This is a genomic window from Rhizobium sp. SRDI943 (genome assembly GCF_057653695.1).
In genome coordinates this window covers 433,093-452,650 of the sequence record NZ_JBYGKN010000002.1, presented here as the reverse complement: position 1 = coordinate 452,650, position 19,558 = coordinate 433,093, and the positions used below count along the sequence as shown (strand labels likewise).

16 protein-coding genes and 1 pseudogene are annotated in these 19,558 nt (G+C 60.0%); 9 read left to right on the top strand and 8 right to left on the bottom strand.

The annotated features are described in order from the left end of the window. Positions 1-66 precede the first annotated feature (66 nt). Genes AC245Y_RS26230 through AC245Y_RS26220 form a run of 3 tightly spaced genes read left to right on the top strand, consistent with a single transcriptional unit; the run spans position 67 to position 2,516 of the window. Positions 67-1,254 (top strand): MFS transporter, encoded by a 1,188-nt coding sequence (locus AC245Y_RS26230; RefSeq protein ID WP_017995971.1) that lies wholly within the window; start codon positions 67-69, stop codon positions 1,252-1,254. A 31-nt stretch (positions 1,255-1,285) separates the two neighbouring features. Then, on the top strand, positions 1,286-2,032 hold the full coding sequence (locus AC245Y_RS26225; protein ID WP_017995972.1) for an SDR family oxidoreductase: 747 nt from the start codon (positions 1,286-1,288) through the stop codon (positions 2,030-2,032). A 13-nt stretch (positions 2,033-2,045) separates the two neighbouring features. Continuing rightward, positions 2,046-2,516, top strand: a complete 471-nt coding sequence (locus AC245Y_RS26220) for a cyclophilin-like fold protein (RefSeq protein ID WP_017995973.1) — start codon at positions 2,046-2,048, stop codon at positions 2,514-2,516. 130 nt (positions 2,517-2,646) lie between these two features. Here the strand turns inward: AC245Y_RS26220 and AC245Y_RS26215 are convergent, their stop codons facing one another. Then, positions 2,647-3,543: a LysR family transcriptional regulator gene (locus tag AC245Y_RS26215; RefSeq protein ID WP_003562191.1), complete on the bottom strand. Its 897-nt coding sequence runs from the start codon at positions 3,541-3,543 to the stop codon at positions 2,647-2,649. Between the two features lie 129 nt (positions 3,544-3,672). Between AC245Y_RS26215 and AC245Y_RS26210 the strand changes: the two genes are divergently transcribed. Next, on the top strand, positions 3,673-4,530 hold the full coding sequence (locus tag AC245Y_RS26210) for an NmrA family NAD(P)-binding protein (protein WP_003562192.1): 858 nt from the start codon (positions 3,673-3,675) through the stop codon (positions 4,528-4,530). Positions 4,531-4,653: 123 nt separating this feature from the next. On the opposite strand, the gene AC245Y_RS26205 is transcribed toward AC245Y_RS26210, so the two are convergent. Further along, positions 4,654-5,691: a class I SAM-dependent methyltransferase gene (locus tag AC245Y_RS26205; RefSeq protein ID WP_017995974.1), complete on the bottom strand. Its 1,038-nt coding sequence runs from the start codon at positions 5,689-5,691 to the stop codon at positions 4,654-4,656. Positions 5,692-5,871: 180 nt separating this feature from the next. On the opposite strand from AC245Y_RS26205, the gene AC245Y_RS26200 reads away from it, so the two are divergent. Together AC245Y_RS26200 and AC245Y_RS26195 are read left to right on the top strand one after the other, a co-directional pair. Then, the gene (locus AC245Y_RS26200) at positions 5,872-7,869 is read left to right on the top strand and encodes a putative bifunctional diguanylate cyclase/phosphodiesterase (RefSeq protein ID WP_017995975.1); all 1,998 of its coding nucleotides are present in this window, start codon (positions 5,872-5,874) and stop codon (positions 7,867-7,869) included. 281 nt (positions 7,870-8,150) lie between these two features. Beyond that, positions 8,151-9,803, top strand: a complete 1,653-nt coding sequence (locus tag AC245Y_RS26195; protein WP_017995977.1) for an acyltransferase — start codon at positions 8,151-8,153, stop codon at positions 9,801-9,803. Between the two features lie 10 nt (positions 9,804-9,813). Here AC245Y_RS26195 and AC245Y_RS26190 read toward each other — a convergent pair whose 3' ends face one another. After that, a complete protein-coding gene (locus AC245Y_RS26190; protein WP_032996848.1) occupies positions 9,814-10,701 on the bottom strand; it encodes a LysR substrate-binding domain-containing protein in 888 nt (295 codons plus the stop codon). 111 nt (positions 10,702-10,812) lie between these two features. Here AC245Y_RS26190 and AC245Y_RS26185 point away from each other — a divergent pair, with 111 nt between their 5' ends. From AC245Y_RS26185 to AC245Y_RS26175, 3 genes are read left to right on the top strand one after another with little or no spacing between them, the layout of a single operon-like run. Continuing rightward, a complete protein-coding gene (locus AC245Y_RS26185; RefSeq protein ID WP_017995979.1) occupies positions 10,813-12,066 on the top strand; it encodes an aromatic ring-hydroxylating oxygenase subunit alpha in 1,254 nt (417 codons plus the stop codon). A 10-nt stretch (positions 12,067-12,076) separates the two neighbouring features. Then, the gene (locus tag AC245Y_RS26180; protein ID WP_017995980.1) at positions 12,077-13,147 is read left to right on the top strand and encodes an FAD-binding oxidoreductase; all 1,071 of its coding nucleotides are present in this window, start codon (positions 12,077-12,079) and stop codon (positions 13,145-13,147) included. Between the two features lie 53 nt (positions 13,148-13,200). Then, a complete protein-coding gene (locus AC245Y_RS26175) occupies positions 13,201-14,481 on the top strand; it encodes a M24 family metallopeptidase (protein ID WP_017995981.1) in 1,281 nt (426 codons plus the stop codon). 119 nt (positions 14,482-14,600) lie between these two features. Here AC245Y_RS26175 and AC245Y_RS26170 read toward each other — a convergent pair whose 3' ends face one another. From AC245Y_RS26170 to AC245Y_RS26150, 5 genes and pseudogenes are all read right to left on the bottom strand, one after another. Then, positions 14,601-15,614, bottom strand: a complete 1,014-nt coding sequence (locus AC245Y_RS26170; protein WP_017995982.1) for a GlxA family transcriptional regulator — start codon at positions 15,612-15,614, stop codon at positions 14,601-14,603. 55 nt (positions 15,615-15,669) lie between these two features. Continuing rightward, positions 15,670-16,668: a 4-hydroxyproline epimerase gene (locus AC245Y_RS26165; protein ID WP_017995983.1), complete on the bottom strand. Its 999-nt coding sequence runs from the start codon at positions 16,666-16,668 to the stop codon at positions 15,670-15,672. A gap of 16 nt (positions 16,669-16,684) precedes the next feature. Further along, positions 16,685-17,536 carry an ABC transporter permease gene (locus tag AC245Y_RS26160; protein WP_017995984.1) on the bottom strand — a complete coding sequence of 284 codons (852 nt, stop codon included), beginning with the start codon at positions 17,534-17,536 and terminating at the stop codon, positions 16,685-16,687. Next, complete coding sequence (locus AC245Y_RS26155; RefSeq protein ID WP_017995985.1) at positions 17,533-18,381, bottom strand: ABC transporter permease; 849 nt, start codon at positions 18,379-18,381, stop codon at positions 17,533-17,535. The genes AC245Y_RS26160 and AC245Y_RS26155 overlap by 4 nt, the downstream gene beginning before the upstream one ends. Before the next feature lie 5 nt (positions 18,382-18,386). Beyond that, positions 18,387-19,531: pseudogene (locus AC245Y_RS26150) on the bottom strand (quaternary amine ABC transporter ATP-binding protein). Between the last annotated feature and the right edge of the window lie 27 nt (positions 19,532-19,558).

Genomic DNA, 19,558 nt, shown 5'->3' with positions numbered 1-19,558 from the left:
GATTATAGCTTCTAGTCGCGCAAAACCAGTCCAGCTATCTATCTGGCAACGGACAGGAGAATATGAATGACCGTCGAGTTGACATTGAATGAGACCTCACTGACGGACGACACGGCGACCTCGTGGTCTGCTGTCATCTGTCTCACGCTTCTTACTTTCCTTCTGGTGGGGTTGGAGTTTCTCCCTGTGAGCCTTCTGACCCCGATCGCCAGGGACCTCTCGGTGTCAGAGGGGCAGGCCGGATTGGCGATCACCGTGTCGGGGGTCTTCGCGGTTGTCACCAGCCTTTTCGGCAACGCCTTCCTGGCGAAGATCGACCGGAAGTCTGTCGTCTTGCTTTATACCGCGGTTCTTGTTGTATCGAGCTTGGCGGTTGCCCTCGCACCCAACTTCCTTGTCTTTCTCGTCGGGCGGTCCCTGGTCGGCGTGTCGATCGGCGGCTTCTGGTCGCTGTCGACGGCTATTCTGGCACGCCTGACGTCAGACCGTGACCTGCCCAAGGCCATTGCGCTTCTTCAAGGTGGCACCGCATTCGCCCTCGTCCTTGCCGCGCCGCTCGGCAGTTTTCTTGGCGGGTTGATCGGATGGCGCGGAACCTTCTTCATCACGGTACCGATTGGATTTGCCGCGCTCGTCTGGCAACTGGTCGTCCTGCCGAGGATGCCGGCGACATCAACCGTCTCGGTGGCCAGAATATTCGGGCTGCTGCGCAATCGCACATTCGCGATTGGAATGGCGGCGACCGCTCTCGCCTTCATCGGCCAGAACGCGCTGTCTATTTATCTTCGTCCGTTCCTCGAAGGCGTCACAGGACTGGAATTGAATGTTCTGTCCATGGTGCTTCTCGGCCTCGGCGTCGGCGGACTGGCTGGAACCTCCGTCATTGGCTTCGTCGCCCGGCGCCACCTCCTCCTCGTTCTCGTGGGCTTGCCGGCTACTCTTGCGGTCCTTGCCCTGCTGCTGATCGCTCTCGGGCCAATCGCGGCGGTTACCGCATCCCTGCTCGTCATGTGGGGATTTTTCTCGACGCCGATTCCGGTCGCCTGGAACACCTGGATGGCCGCTATCGTCCCCGGTGAGTTGGAAGCGGCAGGTGGGCTGCAGGTGGCGCTGATCCAACTTGCCATTGCCGGCGGCGCTTTCGCTGGCGGCATGCTGTTCGACACCGTGGGATGGTGGAGCACCTTCCTTCTGGCTGCCTGCCTTCTTGCCGGTTCGGCAGTCCTTGCCGCGCTCGCCGGTCGCCGTTCCTGAACCTTCAGAAACCTCATAACAGGAGATCATCATGCCCCAAGGAATCGAAAACAAAGTGGTCGTCATTACCGGGGCAAGCAGCGGACTTGGCGAAGCCACCGCCCGTCACCTTGCCGAACGCGGCGCGTCCGTCGTCCTCGGCGCGCGACGTAGCGACCGCATCGCCAAGCTGGCTGAGGAGCTGTCCGCCAAAGGCTATAAGGCCAAGGCAGTCCAAACCGACGTCACGGACCAACTTCAGGTCAAGACGCTTGTCGACACCGCCGTCAACACGTTCGGCCGCATCGACGTGATGCTGAACAATGCCGGCCTGATGCCACTTGCGCCGCTCGAACGGCTCAAAGTTGACGAGTGGGATCGCATGATCGACGTAAACATCAAAGGGGTGCTCTACGGCATAGCAGCAGCGCTTCCGCACATGAAGGCGCAGAAGTCGGGGCACATCATCAACGTATCCTCCGTCTACGGTCACGTGGTCGATCCGGGTGCCGCCGTCTACTGCGCGACGAAATTTGCCGTGCGCGCCCTCTCGGAAGGGCTGCGGAAGGAAGTGAAGCCATACAATATCCGCACGACGATCATTTCACCCGGCGCAGTGAGCACAGAACTCCTGGAACATATCAGCGAAAAGGACATCCAGGCGGGCGCCAAGGTGTTCGTCAGCAAGATCGCCATCAGCGCGGACACGTTCGCCCGAACGGTCGCCTTCGCGGTGAACGAACCAGACGATGTCGACATCAACGAAATCCTGTTTCGGCCGACGGCTCAACCTGTCTGACGCGAGGCGCGCAATGTCGACGACATCCAAAGTCATGAGCCGTCGCGCGGTGCTGGGTGGAACCTTGGCGGCCGCCGCTCTCCCTCTCGTGGCGCAAGGGCAGAACGACCGCGGCCCGGGGGATCCCGAGGCGACAGACGTCAGGATCAGGATAGGCTTCAACAAGCTAAGCCTGACCGCGACACTCTTCGACAATCCGACTGCGCGCGATCTCGTTTCCATGCTGCCCTTGAACCTCACGATCGAGGACTACAGCAGGAACGAAAAGATCGTCCATTTGCCGCGCAATCTGACCGAAGAAGGCAGCGGTGCTTTCGGAAACGAGCAGCCGGGCGACCTTTGCTACTTCAAACCGTGGGGTAACCTGGCCCTGTTCTACGCAGATTACCGCTGGGACGGGCTGATCCGGCTCGGCCGCTTCGACAATGGCTTCGAGCCGTTGCTGGTGCGCGGCGAGTATCCGGTCCGCATAGAACGCATCTGACAAGGGCTTTACGGCCGGAGATATCACATCGACTTCCTCCCAAGCATGAAAGAACCCATAGACGATAAATTTCCCAGAACCAGAAAGCCGCGGCCGGCTTAAGCCGGCAGTGGCGACGCGGCGCCTCCGTCTATTTGATGATCTCGACGCAGAAATCTATAAGGGCCCTGACCTTAGCCGGAATATGCTGACGCGAGGGATAGAAGGCGTAGAGCGGGAATGTCTCGTCCGACCAGTCGGGAAAGAGGTTCACGAGCTGCCCATTGCTCAGATAATCCGCCATCCCGAGTGAGAAGACTTGCGCGATGCCTATCCCCGCAAGGCAGGTCGCCAAGGTCGTGCCGGCATCGTTGACCAAAATGCGGCTGCGGGTCTCGATCGAGACGACCTCTTCACCCCACCGAAGCTCCCATTCGAAAGGCCTTGCAGTCAGCGGGTCCTGGAACTGGATACAGGTATGCTCGCTCAAATCCTGTGGACGGCTCGGCCGACCATATCGCTCGATATAAGCGGGAGCCGCAATCGTGATCACGCGCGTCTGCATCAACAGGCGCGAAATAAGCGACCTCTGTGCAGGCTCGCCAAAGCGCACCGCGACGTCCATGCCATCAGCAACAAGATCGCCGATCTCGTTGCGGGTGATGATCTCGATCTGGATATCCGGGTAACGATCGAGGAAGGCGCCGAGCCGGGGGCCGAGCACAAGGCGTGAGAAATATGGATCGACATTGACTCGCAGTCGGCCACGCACCGCCTGTCTGGCGCCAACAGCTGTCTGCGCAGCCTCTTCGATACCGCTCAAGAGTGGGGCCACCTGTTCGTAGAACCGCGCGCCGTCATCGGTCAGCCGCATCGTGCGTGTTGTCCGGTCGAGCAGCCGCAGACCGATCCGCCCCTCCAGTCGGGAAATGGCGCGGCTGACACCCGACGCCGATAGTCCCATTGACTCCGCCGCCCGCGCGAAACTTCCGCTCTGGATAACGGCGGCCAGTACGCTCACGCCATTCAATAATCGTCCGTCAAACATCGGGCATCCGTGATTTTTAGTCACCAATCATGTGACAGAAGCGCGCTTCAGTCAAATGCCGCCAAAGGACATGATTAGCGTAACACACCGCCAACCTGCTGGCGGTGAAGGCAGCAAAGGAGTCCAACCATGTTTGTGATCACCGGAGTAACAGGCCAAGTCGGAGGCATTGTCGCCGCGCGTCTGCTGAAGGCGGGGGTGCCGATACGCGCCGTCGCGCGCAATGCGGAGAAAGCAGCGGAATGGAAGGACAAAGGCGCGGAACTGGCCTTGGCCGAGATGACCGACGCCGATGCGCTCACCAAGGCTTTCGCCGGCGCCGACGGCGTCTTTCTGCTGATCCCGCCGACCTTCGATCCGACCCCTGGCTTGATGGAAGTGCGCGCTGTCATTGCCGCCCTGAAGACCGCGCTTCATTCGTCTCGTCCTGCCAAGGTCGTTTGCCTCTCCACCATCGGCGCACAGGCCAGGGAACCTAACCTCTTGAGTCAGCTCGGTCTCGTCGAACAGAAGTTATCTGCCTTGCCAATGCCGATCGCCTTTCTGCGTGCCGGCTGGTTCATGGAGAACACGGCCTGGGATATCGCGCCGGCGCGCGAGACCTGTGTCCTCTCGAGCTTCCTGCAGCCGCTCGATCAGCCCTATCCGATGGTTTCTGTCTTCGACGTCGGAGCCAAGGCGGCAGAACTGCTGCAGCAGGAGTGGGTGGGCAAGCAGGTCGTCGAATTGATGGGGCCAGAGGGCGTCACGCCCAACGATATCGCCGCTGTCCTATCGTCCGTCCTCGGCAAACCCGTCCGGGCGGAGCCGGTCGCCCGCGACACCTGGGAGCAGATTTTCACCGATCAGGGCATGCAGAACCCCCTCCCGCGGATGCGTATGATCGATGGCTTCAACGAAGGCTGGATCCGGTTCGAGGGCGAGCCGGTGAAGGGCACGACCACACTGGACACAGCCATGGGCCGTCTGATTTGCCCCGGCCGATAAACAACTCGAAGGCCGTGGCTGAGAGCAGCCACGCCCTTTCTCATGCAGCCTCTGATAGGGTCGCCCCGGGTTTGAACTAAATGACTGCCCGAAGACTACCGGATTGGACGGCAGACATGCGGCCTAATGCGGTCTTTGAATTTCACAGTAGACAATGCTGCGGTTTGAGCCGGGCCAAACAGACACCTTCACATCCGTCCCGGTCACGCTTTCACTGGCGATCAAGCCCATCTCTTGTTCCGACCGCAACAGCAGCGCCCAGTTCATGAAGGTCTCCATATAGCCATCGACGTCCGTCTCCGGGGAGAAGTTGGCAAATAGGAATGTGCCGCCAGGCTTCAGCATGCTGACGCACTTCTTGGTCAGCCTTACGGCTACTGCGTCTGGCAAATAGTCATAGAGACCCGCGGCATAAACGAAATCGAACATTCCAAGCGCATGCCTCCCACCGAGCAGGGATTTGACCGACCCGTTCACCGCCTCGACGGACGTGCCGGCGAAATCGCGGGCGACGGTTCCAACGCTCATCGGGTCTTGATCCAACGCCACCCAGCGTCTGATCGCGCCGGCGCTGAGCGCGCACGACAAAGGCCCCTCACGGAGATGCCCGGCGGCGATGGCGAGGACTTCGGTGGAACCAGGCCGGGCCGAAGCGATTTCGTCAACGCGGCGAGCCAGAATGTCTCGACGCTCCCTCACCGCGACGGACGACGAAGCATTTCGAGTGTAGGCGTAGATCGAGCGTCCCAAGCTGCTCGATGATAAGACTGCGTCCTCAATCTCAGGTCGGCCGTAGATGAAGTCGAGAAGGCGTGCGTCACCAGAATAGCCGCGCGGTTTTTCGAACGACCAGCGCGTTAATGGATCTTGATGAAGATAGTGAGCAACCGGATGAGATTGTGCGATCGGAACGATGACGTCCCACACCTCCGGATGAAAGCGCCGCCGTATCTGATGCAAGGCTTCGGCAAGACGCTCGATGATCGCATGGGGGGGGACGCCGGATTTGAACTGACGGGTCGACACGTCAAGGCTGAGGGCAAGCTCGGCTCTGGCAACGATCAGCTGGCCGGGATCTGGGGCAGCAACCCTCCTTGCGATCCGACGAATTTCGCCGGGCGCAACAAGACTTTCACCGTCCAAGACCAGGCTTTGTGCCATTTCGAGACCCCCTTGATATAGCGTTAAGCATAATCAACCTCGAAATAGGATGCGACTAGAATCCACACGGGATAAGGGTAATTCTACTCTTGCGGGTCAGATGCTACCCCTCTAACAAAGCTAAGCAATAAGACAAACCGGTTGCAGATTGCCGAACGCGATTTTGGAGGGCGCCGAAGTATGGCTTACTTTTCAACATACTTTAGATGGTTGTCAGGCCGGTGTTATTGCATGATCGCGCCTTACGCTAATGTCCAGCACGACGAATCCACCGCCAGTTTTTCATTCGCTGAGGCCCTCAAGTCTCTGAAAACTGAAAATGATGCTGTCCGAAGGCGGAGCTCACGACATGGTCTTTGGATCGCGGTTGCCGTTTATGTGGCCTTCGCACTTCCCGACCGATGGCTGATCCCCGATGTCGCGCCTGTGACGATCGCCGCGCGATTCGTCGTTGCAACGATCGCGCTGCTGGTTTTCGAGACCCTGCGCCTGGCAAACGCGAAAACCGTCTGGCTTGACATCACATGTGCCACTGCACTTCTTGTGGGCTATGTGGGCTGGCTTTACCCGGCGATTGCCACACGCGACGTCACCGCCATGTCATACTACATGATATTCGGCGCCATCTTCATGATGGGCGCCAACCTGTTTTTCAGTTTCCCGTTTCGGCTTTCGGTGATCACCTCCGGCCTCGTTCTATGCGCATTTTTTATTACGATCGTGGAATTTTTTCCTTCAAGCGAGACCTACAAGCTTGCCTTCGGCATGTTCTACATTTCGTGCTTTGTCTTCACGTCTTTCGTCAATTGGCGATTGAACGTGGAGCGTCGAAACGTGTTGCTGAACGCGGCAGAAGCTCGCCACCAGCATTGGGAAGCGTCCGAGCGCGGAAGGTCACTGCTCGAGCTTTCACATACTGACTACCTGACAGGCATAGGCAACAGACGCGCGCTGGATCGGCGGCTCGACGAATGCTGGACCGCCTGGAAAGACGAACGCCGCGACTTCTCCGTGTTCCTCATCGACGTCGACTTTTTCAAACGCTTCAATGATCGCTACGGACATCAGGAAGGAGACCGATGCCTGACTGTCATCGCCAATGCGCTGAAGGCGGTTGTCGGGTCGTCGGATGGCATGATCGGCAGGTATGGTGGCGAGGAGTTTATCGTGGTCATGCCGGCTGCCCTTCCCAAGGTTGCGATGACTCTCGCCGAGAAGATCAGAATGGAAGTCGAGTCTTTGGCGATTGCTCACGACGAGCGACCAGATGATATGTCGACCGTAACCGTCAGCATCGGCGTCGCCTTCACCCGCGAGAAAGTTGGAGAGAAAGTTGAACGAATAGTCCGTGAAGCCGACCTTGCTCTCTACAATGCCAAAGCAAGTGGCCGAAACTGCATTCGCAGTTTTGATCCGTTTTTGCCTCGCCCCGACGACCATGCTGGCAAACTCGTCCCGCTGCTGGCGGCCGCCATCGATCGCAAACTGGTCTCGCTCGTGTACCAACCGATCTTCGACGTGACGAACGGGAAAGCAAGGGCTGTCGAGGCTTTGATGCGCCTCAGGATGCCGGACGGCACCGCGGTTTCGCCGAAGACATTCATCCCGGTTGCCGAACGAAGTGGTGCTATCCTCGAGCTGGGCAGGTGGGCGATCGAGACGGCATGCCGGGATATACTGATGACCGATCGCATGGCGACCGTCAGCGTCAACGTGTCGCCGATACAACTGCGTTCCCCCGGCTTTGCTGCCAGTGTCGCTGATATCCTTGATCGGTGCGGGGTTTGCGGGTCGCGACTAGCCTTGGAAGTCACCGAGGGCCTGGACATGGATATGCAGTCGGAGGTGCTTAAATGCATTGCCGATCTGCGGGCACTCGGCGTCGAGATCTGGCTTGACGACTTCGGCTGCGGTTTCGCGGGCCTCTCTTGGCTGAGGGCAATCGAGTTTCAGACGGTCAAAGTCGACAGAACCTTCCTGCACGACTGCTCGAACCCACGCGGTCTGACGATGCTTCAGGACATGATTGCTCTCATCCGCAATCGTGGGAATACGATCCTGGTGGAAGGCGTCGAAACTGCAGCACAATTTTCCCTTCTCAAGGATCTTCGCATCGACCGCGTCCAGGGCTTTCATATGGGAATGCCGGTTAGCGCTGAACTTCTGAACGCGGCTTAACGCGACTTCACGGTTTCCAGATGGCTCAGCGCGTTGCCGATGATCGGTGCGTGGCGCATGACGCCTCTGCAAATCGCGAATTCGGCCGCCCACACGGCAAACCGCTATGAGCGCTTGTGATCGCATCGGTCGCCGGGAGGCCGGACCCCCTTTCAACCAGGGCTGCGCCGCCATTGTCGGAAGTCTTGATTTTCGACGGATCAGGCCGTCTGATGCAGCGAGGCAATGGATCGCTGAGTCAGACGAATATTCTGCGGTTGAACCCGGGAATGAGGAGCAGAATGGATCACGTCAATAGCCCGCAATCGTCAGTGAGCGAAGAGAAGGAAGCGCGCAGGCTTCAATACCTGACCTGGGAACACATTGCGTCTGACCTCCGTCATCCCACTCACCTCGCCCGCAAGGCGGAACTCAGGCGATCATGCAGTGCGGAACTGGCCGAGACGTCCTACATTGCCGAGCATGCCGCAATCTTCACCGAAAGCCTGACGATGGGCGAGCGGTCCTGGATCGCCGGGCACGCGCTCGTTCGCGGCCATGTGATCCTCGGCGACGATTGCACCATCAATCCCTATGCCTGTGTTTCCGGAACGGTGACGTGCGGTCATGGCGTTCGGATTGCTTCGCATGCATCGATCGTCGGCTTCAATCATGGCTTCGACGATCCGACCATTCCTATACACCGCCAGGGCGTCGTCAGCATCGGCATCGTGATCGGCGACGATGTCTGGATCGGCGCAAATTGCGTGATCCTCGATGGCGCCACGATTGGAAACGGCGCGGTGATCGCCGCCGGAGCGGTGGTCGCTGGAGACATTCCCGCCATGGCAATTGCCGGTGGCGTGCCCGCCCGGGTGCTGCGAAGCCGAGGCTCGGCGCCGACGAAAACCGGCACCGGCGACATCGAAGATCAATTGGTGAGGCTCGGCCAGAAAGCGAAAGACCAGTGGCCGGACATCCTTGCACGCTGGAAAACGCGAGGGTCCTATGAATCGCTGGAAGCGGACGGCATCCGCAGACCGGCGATCCGGCATCTCTGCGATGCAATCGAGATCGCTGCCGGCTTCGGCCACCTGCCGCCCGATCTCGATGCGGCGGAGACCGTCGAGCGTCTCCAAGGTCTTCAAGACCGAGAGACCGGCCTTTTCCCGGAAGAGCATGCGCGCATGCATGGCAAGACCCCTAGGGATGATCCAAAGGCGCTCTATAACGTCCTTGCGGTTGGCTATGCACTTGAACTGCTTGGTTCAGGTCCGCGCCAACCCGTCCATGCAGTCGAGCTCGAGGCCGGGGAACTGGATGAATGGCTGAGCGCCCTGCCCTGGTCGACCCGGGCATGGCACGCCGGAAGCGTGGTCGATGCGATCGGAACTGCCATGTACTTCAATGCGAAGTCTTTCGGCATCAGGCATTCACGGCAGGCGCTCTTCGAATGGCTAAGCCGCAATGCCAACAGCGTTTCGGGGTTGTGGGGTGAACCGACCGCGGCGGAAGGATGGCTTCAACCGGTGAACGGCTTTTATCGCCTGACGCGCGGCACCTACGCCCAGTTCGGCGTGGCACTTCCCCACCCGCACGCCTCACTCGAAACGGTTCATCTCAACTATCGCAACCACAAGGGCTTCGTTGCTGCAAAATACAATGCGTGCAACCTGCTCGATACGATTCATCCTCTGCTGCTGATTGCCCGGCAGACCGACTACAGACGGGCCGACGGCGAGGCGATCGCCCGCAAGGTCATCTCAAGGGCGCTGGATAGATGGCGGGATGGCGAGGGATTCCCGTTTGCCGATGGTGGTGAACCGAGCTTGCAGGGGACGGAAATGTGGCTTTCCGTCATTCACCTGGCGGCCGATTTCCTGGGACTGGCAGATCGCTTCGCCTTCGTCCCGAAAGGCGTTCACCGAACCGCAGCCGTGGGACTGGGCTTGTAAAGTGGCTTGATCACCCGTGCAGTGATGCAGTCAGCCAGGCGGCGGCAAGGTCGCGTGCGTTGCTTCGCTTGGCTTTGATAGGCACGATCACGTTGTAACGATCCTCCGCGGCAAGCTCGCCGCCGTCGACCTGCACCAGGGTTCCATCCTCCAGAAAGGTGCCCACCAGCATACGCCATCCCAAGGCAATCCCTTGGCCTGCGCGCGCGGCTGCGATGGTTTCGGTATAGTGGTTGAACCGAAGCGACGGCTTTACCTCGAGATTGGCGCCGGTGAGCGAAAACCACTGCGCCCAGCTATACCAGGAACGATCGAGAACGTCCGTTTCGATGAATTCGTCGGCGGAGCCGAGCGGACCATTTCCGCGACGCTTGAGATGGTCGGGAGAGCAGACGGGGCAGATGACGTCGCCATGCGAGGCGATGACGGTGCTATCGGTGAAGGGAGGCACACCATATCGAATTGCCACGTCGACTTCTCCGTCATCGAGAGCGATCGGGCTGTCCTGGGATATCACCCGCACCAGGATGCCGGGGTTTGCACGGCGAAACTCGGCCAGCCGCGGCAGCAGCCAGAAAGAAGAGAATGCAACGGTCGCCCCTATGGTCAACACGTCCTGGCTGCGCGACTGGAGCGCTTCCACGCTTTCGGCAATATCGGCAAAGCTCTTGGCAAGCGTGGCTCCGAGGTTGATGCATGCCGCCGTCGGCTCGATCGCTCGATGCTTGCGCACGAATAGGGGCTGGCCGAATTCCTCCTCCAGCAATGCAATCTGCCTGCTGACCGCCGCCTGGGTGACACCCAATTCGGTCGCGGCCGTGGTGAAGCTCTTCTTTCTGAGCACCGCCTCCAGGGTCACCAGTGCCGTCAGTGACGGGATCCGTCTTCTAAAGTGCATCACAGAACCCCTCATCGCATGACAAAAACTTATGCGAACCTAATTTTTTATGCCGTTGAAACATCGGCACTGCAAGGGCAATCTGGGGAAACTCTCGCATAAGAGGTTCTGATGCTAAACAAGCTCCCATCGTCCATTTCTGCCCTTCTCGACGCTCGTGCCAACGGTCACTCCCTGCCGGCCGGCCTTTACGTCAGAGAAGACGTGTTTGAAGCAGACATCGACGTCTTCTTCCACAATCACTGGATCTGTGTCGGTCTCGACTGCGATGTCCCCGAACCCGGTGACGCCACGGTGATCGATATCGGCAAGACGAGCCTGATCCTTCTGCGTGACGACGACGGAGAAATTCGCGTCCTGCACAATGTCTGTCGCCATCGCGGCTCCCGCCTTCTCGATCCGGGCAAGTCGATCGTCTCGAAGCTCGTCTGTCCCTATCACACCTGGACATACGAACTGACGGGTGAGCTCAGCTACGCGCCTCACATGGGCAAGGACTTCGACAAGGAGTGTCGGAGCCTCAAACCCGTCACTTTCAAGTCGATCGGCGGGCTGATTTATGTCTGTCTCTCCGACAATCCGCCCGAGGACATTGCTCTCCTCGAACAGGCCATGACCGAGCGCCTCGCCCCCTACGACATCCGGAACGCAAAGGTTGCCTTCCAAACGGATGTCATCGAGGATGGCAACTGGAAGCTGACGATGGAAAACAATCGCGAATGCTACCATTGCTCCGCGAACCATCCGGAGCTTTGCGTCTCCTTCGTCGATCTCGACTTCGGCTTCGACCCCGAGACGCTGAGCCCGGAGGATCGCGAACAGGCCGAGGAGCATTTCAGGCTGTATGAAGAGCAGACGAAGGCGTGGGAGTCCGACGGCTTTCCCTCGGCGGCCGTCGAGCAGCTCGCCGACTGCGCCACCAACTTCCGCACCCAGCGGCTGATCATATCAGGCGCCGGCGAATCCCAGACCCACGATGCCACCGCCGCGTCCTCCAAGCTTCTCGGCCACATGACCCGCAAGGATCTCGGCGACATGCATCTTTGGGGCCACAACAGCTGGAACCACTTCATGGGCGATCATGCCGTGGTGGCAACCGTCATTCCGCTCTCCGCAGGCAAGACGCTGGTCAGAACCAAGTGGCTGGTCCACAAGGACGCCGTCGAAGGCGTGGATTACGATCTCGACAAGCTGACGGATGTCTGGGTCGCGACGACGGACCAGGACGCCGATCTCGTCGCGCGCTCCCATGCAGGCACTCTCGACCCGGCCTATCAGCCTGGCCCCTACTCCCGCTTTTCCGAGACGAACCTCGACAAGTTCGCCAGCTGGTACATCGATCGGATGCGCGCCCATGGATACTAGGAGCCCGCAGATGCCCGTAGCCAGGGCCGCCCTTCATGACGTCTGGAATCCCGAGGAGGACGACGCGCTCGTCTGCCTCGACGTCCAACAGGAAACCCACGACGTCAAGACATTCACCTTCGCATCGCGCGAAGGCAAGCGGTTCGCGTTCAAGGCCGGGCAGTATTTTCTGTTCGACCTGGAACATAGTGGAGACGCTGAAAACAGGTGCTACAGCATCTCCTCCTCGCCGCATCGGACAAACGCCTTCTCCGTGACGGTGAAGCGCGTTCCCGGCGGAAAGATCTCCAACTGGCTTCATGACACCCTGGTTCCCGGCGCGACCGTCAAGGCGAACGGGCCACTCGGCCACTTTGTCAGGCCCGAGACGTCGGGACGCAAGCTTCTGCTGCTGTCGGGCGGCTCCGGCATTACCCCCGTCATGTCCATTCTGCGGGAGATCGCCGACAGTTGCGAACCCGCCGACGTCGTCTTCATGCACGCCGGCCGGACGCCACAGGATCTGATCTTTCGCGACGAACTGGCCTGCATCGCCCGCAGGCTGAAAGGCCTTCGCCTGCATTTCCTCCCGGAGACCGTGGCCGGCGAGCCGTCCTGGCCCGGTCTGACCGGTCGCATTTCGAAAGATTATATGCGGTTGGCAGTTCCCGATATCGCCGAGCGAACCGTGATGTGCTGCGGCCCCGCCCCGTTCATGGCCGCCGCGCGCGGCATTGCCGCCGAGCTCGGCGTCGCCGCCTCAAACTACCTGGAGGAAAGCTTCGACGCGGCGGTCATCGACGAAGCCGAGATCCCCGCGGTTCAGGAGGCAGCTGCGAGGGTCTTTCAGGTCACCTTCTCGAAACAGGCCCGCAGCATCGAGGTAACAGGCGACCAGAGCGTGCTCTCTTGTGCCAAGAAGTCAGGCGTCAGGATCCCGTCGTCCTGTGCGAATGGCGTCTGCGGCACCTGCAAGTCGAAGCTTACGTCAGGCACGGTCGACATGAACCACAATGGCGGAATTCGTCAGAGGGAAATCGACGCCGGCTTCTTTCTGCCCTGCTGCTCCAAGCCGCTCAGCGATCTCGTCATCGAGCGCTGAGCGCTGAGCGCCCGGTACGCCGCGTCATTCACCGACAACAGGGGCTCACTGAAATGTTGCGAGAGGAAAGCGATTCCGCCGAGTTGGCCGGCCCGGCAGTCTTCAAGGATGAGCGAAAGCAGGCATATCTCAATCCTGAGGGAGCGGATCGGCCTCTTATCAGTCCTTTGCCGGCCACGACACTCGATCGGGCTCGCCGCTATCGTCTGGGACGCCTGCGCACGAAGATGCGCGAATGGGATTGCGGCGCCCTGCTTCTCTACGATCCCGTCAACATCCGATATGCCTTCGATTCATCGAATATGAGCATCTGGACGATGCACAACGCCTCGCGCTACGCTCTGATCCTGGCCGATGGTCCGGCGAGACTTTTCGAATTCGAAGGCGCCGAACACGTCAATGTCGGGCTTCCCGGCATCGACGAGATCCGGCCGGCGAAATCCTGGATATTCTTCACATCAGGCAACCTTATAGAACCCCGCCTGAAAGCCTGGACGGACGAGGTCGCGGACCTCGTGAGCCGCAATGGCGGCAACAAGCGCGTGGCCGTGGACAGGCTCGAACCCGCCGGGGCGTTCGAATTGCGGGAACGCGGCTTCACGCTCTTAGACGGTCAGGAACTGGCCGAGCGGGCGCGATCCATCAAGAGCACTGAGGAAATCGAGCTGATGAGATGGACGATCCGTGTCTGCGAAGCGGGCATGGCGCGGATGTACGAGGTGTCCGAGCCCGGCCGCACCGAAAGAGAGATCTGGGCCGAGCTTCACTTCGAAAACGCGCGCAGTGGCGGCGAGTGGCTCGAGACCAAGCTCTTGACCGCGGGCCCGAGAACAAACCCCTGGTATCAGGAATGTTCGGACTACGTGGTCAAACGCGGGGAGATGATATCCTTCGACACCGATATGATCGGACCATACGGCTATTGCGCCGATCTCTCGCGATCGTGGACAGCGGGACACGTCGCGATGAACGCCAGGCAGAAGCAACTCTACGCCGCTGCCAGGGATCAGATCGAGCACAATCTCGTAATCCTGAAACCCGGCATGACCTTTGCGGAGTTCAACGCGCTGTCGTGGCGGATTCCGGAGAAATACCAGCCTTATCGATACACGCTTGCTCTGCACGGAACCGGAATGGCGGACGAATGGCCGGGGATCCTTCTGCATCCGGATTTCGACCCGGATTTCAGCGGCATCATCGAGGAGGGCATGGTGCTTAACGTCGAAAGCCTGATTGCCGAAGCCGGATCCGAGAGCATCAAGCTGGAAACTCAGGCTCTGATCACGGCAAGGGGAGCGGAGCGGCTGGACACATTTCCGTGGGAAGATATCTGAATAGGCCTAGAGCATGATGCCGAAAAGTGTGAGCGGTTTTCGGACGACATCATGCTCTACCTATTTAATGTAGAACAGGATTCAGCTTTTAGGCCGACCCCGCCTAAAATCATCCTGTTCTAGTGCGCTCTCGAAGCGGCTGCGCGATGCTGCGACGGCGTTTGCCCGAATGTGCGCTTGAAGGTTCTGGTGAACTGCGAGGCGTTTTCAAAGCCGACATCCAGCGCGATCTCGATCATTGGCGCCTTCGACTGGGCAAGGATCGATTTTGCCCGCTCCATGCGAACACGATTATAGGCCTTGGCGGGAGACATTCCCGTCTTGTCGATGAAGATCCTCTCCAGTTGGCGCCGTGACAGGCCAACCGTCGCGGCAAGCTTCTGAATTGAGATGCTGCCGTCGACGAACTGTTCCATCGTAATCATTGCCGCCTTGACGCGGGCGTCGTCATAGTCGTCGTAGAGCGGCCGCCGGGGCTGTATGTCCGCTGAAGTCCGGGCCTTGTCGATCTGAAGGACCTCCAGCGCGTTTCGTTCGGCGTCGCGGCTGATACATTTCCTGACCAGCAACGCCGCCATGTCGGCCGAACTGCTGCCGCCTGCGCAGGATCCGCGCTGGCGATCGAGATTGAAGAGCCGGTCGGAACGAACGTTGAGATCGGGAAACCGCTCCCGAAACTCCTTGTAATGCAGCCAGCTCACACAGCATTCGTGCCGTTTCATCAGGCCTGCCGCAGCAAGAATGAACGAACCCGTGCACACGCCGATCAGCGGCACCTTCTTGGCGTCCGCCTGCTTGAGAAAAGTGATGGTCTCCTGGTCGACGGGGTTCTCCACCGTCAGAAGGCCGCCAACGACCACGATGTAATTGAACTTCGACGGATCGACGAAATCGGACGTCGGAGCGACCTGGACACCGCAGCTCGCGGTGATCAGGTGCCGCGTGCTGCCGATCACCTGCCAGTCGGCAAGGACCCTTCCGGAACGATCCTGCTCGTCGCTGGCAAGCCGTAGCGTGTCCACGAAGAGCGCGAAAGCGGACAGCGTGAAGGATCGCGCAAGAACGAAGCCGACCTTGAGCCGGCCAGCCGACTTCGCGGCGTCGTCTGCCTGTCGATGCTGCTCGGGTCGCATAGTCATCTCCTCGCCGCTCTTACCGCACCGCCCGTCTTTTCAGACGAAAACGCGCTCATCGGATCTGAAAGCCATGCGCTAGCGGATCCCGATCGTCAACGAAAATGGTGTTGTGGCCGATGACGCGTGCCCAGCCTCCAATGCTTGGAAGAATACCGCTATAGGGCCCAATGCGTGCCTCGGCTTCGACCCGGCCCTCGAAGACGGTTCCGATCAGGCTTTCATGCCGGTATCTCGACCCGACGGTAAGCCGTCCCTTCCCATAGAGCTGGGCCATGCGGGCGGAAGTGCCGGTGCCGCCCGGCGAGCGATCGATGGCCCTCTCGCCATAGAAGACCGCGCAACGCCCATCCGAAGTGTTGTTGACGGGGCGGTCGCACCAGATGGCGTGATGCACGCCGCGTATCCTGGCGTCGTCGAGATGGACGGGATCGCAGATACCAGCAAGTGCTGACCTGAGTTTCTGGCTGCAGCCGACAATGTCGGATGCGGTCATGCCATCGAGGCCGCTCCAATTTTCCTGTGGCTCGATGACCGCATAATAGTTGCCGCCATAGGAGATGTCGACGCGCAGACGGCCCATCCCCGGCACATCGACATCGACATCAGCCTCATGAAGATAGCTCGCAACATTGTGGAGACGAACGGATTCGACATATCCGCCCTTCTCCTCATAAGTGACGTCGACCCTTCCTGCAGGCGTCTCGATAGCAACCCGGCCGGGCTCCCGCGGTTTGACCAGCCCTTCCTCAATCGCGGCGGTCACGGTGCCGATGGTGCCGGCGCCGCACATCGGCAGGCAGCCGCTCACCTCGATGAAAAGAACGGCAAAATCGCAATCCTCCCGATAGGCCGGATAGATGATCGCGCCTGACATGATGTCGTGCCCCCTTGGCTCGAACATCAGCGCCTGGCGCACCCAGTCATGGTCCCGGACAAAAATCTCCCGACGCTCACCGATCGGCGCATGCGGAAGCAGCGGACCGCCTCCGGCCACGAGGCGGACGGGATTGCCGCAGGTATGCGCATCGATACAGAAGAAGCTGTTTCTCATCTTTTTATGTCCTTGCTCATCCTGCCTTCCGTGGCCTGTCGCGGTCGAGCAGGCCGCGGGAAAGCCGGTCGAGCAGTAGGGCGACCGCAACGATCGCCAGGCCCGCCCGCAGGCCAAGCCCCATCTCCATGCGCGTCAGGCCGCGCGTCACCTCGGCGCCGAGACCGCCGGCGCCGACAAGTCCGGCCAACACGACCATCGCCAGCGACAGAAGGATGCATTGGTTGAGCCCAACCAGGAGCGTCTGCCTGGCCAAGGGGATCTCGATCTTCCAAAGCACCGAGCTGGGAGGCGCGCCGATGGCGCTGCCGAGTTCCACAAATTCTCTCGGTATCTGGTTGAACGCCAGCGTGGTCAGGCGGAGCATCGGCGGAATGCCATAAACGATGGTGGCGATGATTGCCGGCACACGTCCAAGACTGAAGATCATCACCGCAGGAATGAGATAGACCCACGGCGGCACGGTCTGCATTACGTCGAGAACCGGGCGAACCATCGCCTCCAATGTCTTGTGGCGCGAGCACAGGACGCCGAGCGGGAAGGCGATGAGCACGGAGATCAGAACCGCGACCGTGACCAGGGAGAGGGTCTGCATCGATGCCGTCCACAGCCCCATGAGGAGACAGAAGCCCAGGCAAAGACCAGCAAGGATCGCGGCGCGCAGACCGACGGCGACGAATGCCAGGACGACGACGATCGCGATAAGCCCATAGGGCGGCACGAACAGGAGGAGCGCCTCGAATCCGGAAAGGACTGCTTCGATCAGATAGCTGATCGCCGCAAACAGCGGATGCAGGTTGGTGTTGAGCCAATCGACTGACGGCGCCAGGAAAGCGCCGGGCGAAAACTGCAGGATGGATGGGTTCATGACTTCCTCCCCGTTCCCAAGCGAGCCGCGCTCTGGGTTATCCGGTCAAGCACCATGGTCAGTACCACGATGGCGATCGCTCCATTGATAGAGGTCGCGATGTCGAGCGTTCTGATCGCGCCATAGATCGTCTCGCCAAGCCCGCCGGAGCCGACGATGCCGGCGATGACGACCATGCCGAAGGCCATCATCAGGCTCTGGTTTATGCCTGCCATGATGCTCGGCAGCGCAAAGGGAAGGCGGATCTTGAAGAACATCTTCGCCGGCGTCATCCCGAGCGCCTCTCCAAGTTCGATGAACTCCTTGGGCGTCATCCGGATACCGAGAGAGGTCAGGCGGATCGCCGGCGGTACGGCGACGATCACCGTCGCGATCAGTGCCGTCGCCGGTCCGTAGCCGAGCAGGGCGATCGCCGGCAGCAGGTAGATGTATGGCGGAAGTGTCTGGATCAGATCCAGGCCGGGCTCCATGAATCGATCAAGGGCGGGGAAAAAGCCGGCGGCAATACCGATTGGGATCCCGATCGCCAGGGCGAGTGCGGTTGCGGTCAATACCAGCGCCAGCGTGCTCATCGTCTCTGGCCAGAGCCCCATGGAAAAACAAAGCGCCAGTGCTGCGCCGCTCAGCAGAGCGAACCAGACATTGACCAACCGCCAGCCGATGAGCGCCACGATCAGCGCGACCAGGTAGAAAGGCGGAAGCTGCAGGAGCCAGAGGATCCCGTCATAGAGCCCTTCGAGAAGCTGCCTGATGGAATCGAAAAGGAATTCGCCATTGTCGCTCACCCACTCGAGCGCGGCGTCCGTCCATTCATCAAAAAGATCGGTGAAGCCTGAACTATCCATGTCAATCAGCTCCAGTTGTGGGACGCCGGCGTGAGATCGTGGTGGAGGTTCCCTTGACGCCCATCAGCAGGCTGCGTGGTGTCACCACGCCGACGATCTGATCATTGTCGACGACGGCGATGGCATCGCGCTCCGACTGCATCGTCAATGTGATGAGTTCGTCGATATCGGCGTCCGGCGTCGTGCGCGCCAGCGACGCGATGTCGGAATTCGGCGCGCTCTGCTGGAATTCGGCGACGCTGCGCATGACGGAATGCGCCTTGATCAGATGAAGGCGGGATATGCCGGCGACAAATTCGGCGACATAGGCATCCGCAGGGTTGAGGATGATCTCCTCTGCCGTGCCGGTCTGGATAATGACGCCGTCCTTCATGATCGCAATGCGATCGCCGATCCGGATCGCCTCGTCGAGATCATGGGTGATGAAGACCGCGGACTTGCCCAAGGCTTTCGTCAACTGCCGGAATTCGTCCTGAAGCTGACGCCGGATGAGTGGATCGAGAGCGCTGAACGGCTCGTCCATCAGAATGATCTCGGGGTCGGAAGCGAGCGCGCGGGCCAGCCCCACGCGTTGCTGCATGCCGCCGGAAAGCTCGTTGGGAAACCGATTCACCCAGTCGGTGAGACCGACCTTCTCGAGCGCTGCAACGGCGGTCTTGTTTCGCTCCGGCTTGGCAATTCCCTGAACCTCGAGGCCGAAGGCCGCATTTTCGAGGACCGTCCGATGCGGCAACAGAGCGACGCTTTGAAACACCATGCCGATGTTCCTGGCGCGCATCTGCCGGAGATCGACCGGCGACAGGGCGGCGAGGTCGCGTCCCTTGACGAGGACCTTGCCCGAGCTCGGCGTGATCAGCTTGTTGAGAAGGCGGATGAGCGTCGATTTTCCGCTTCCCGACAAGCCCATGATGCAGAAGATTTCGCCGCGCCGGACCTCAATGCTCGCGTCGGACACGCCGACGACGCAGTTGAACTCCTTCAGGACCTCTTTTTTGCCGAGGCCGCGCTCCTTGATCGACTTCATTGCCGCAGCGGACTTGTCACCGAAGACTTTCCAAAGGGATTGGCAGTCGATCAGGACGTCATTGATATCGGCATTTACGGTTTTCATAGCGATCCCCATCGAGCCATTCAGCGCTGGCTTCTTCATTAGGTTTCAGGGTGGCCGCCCGACGGA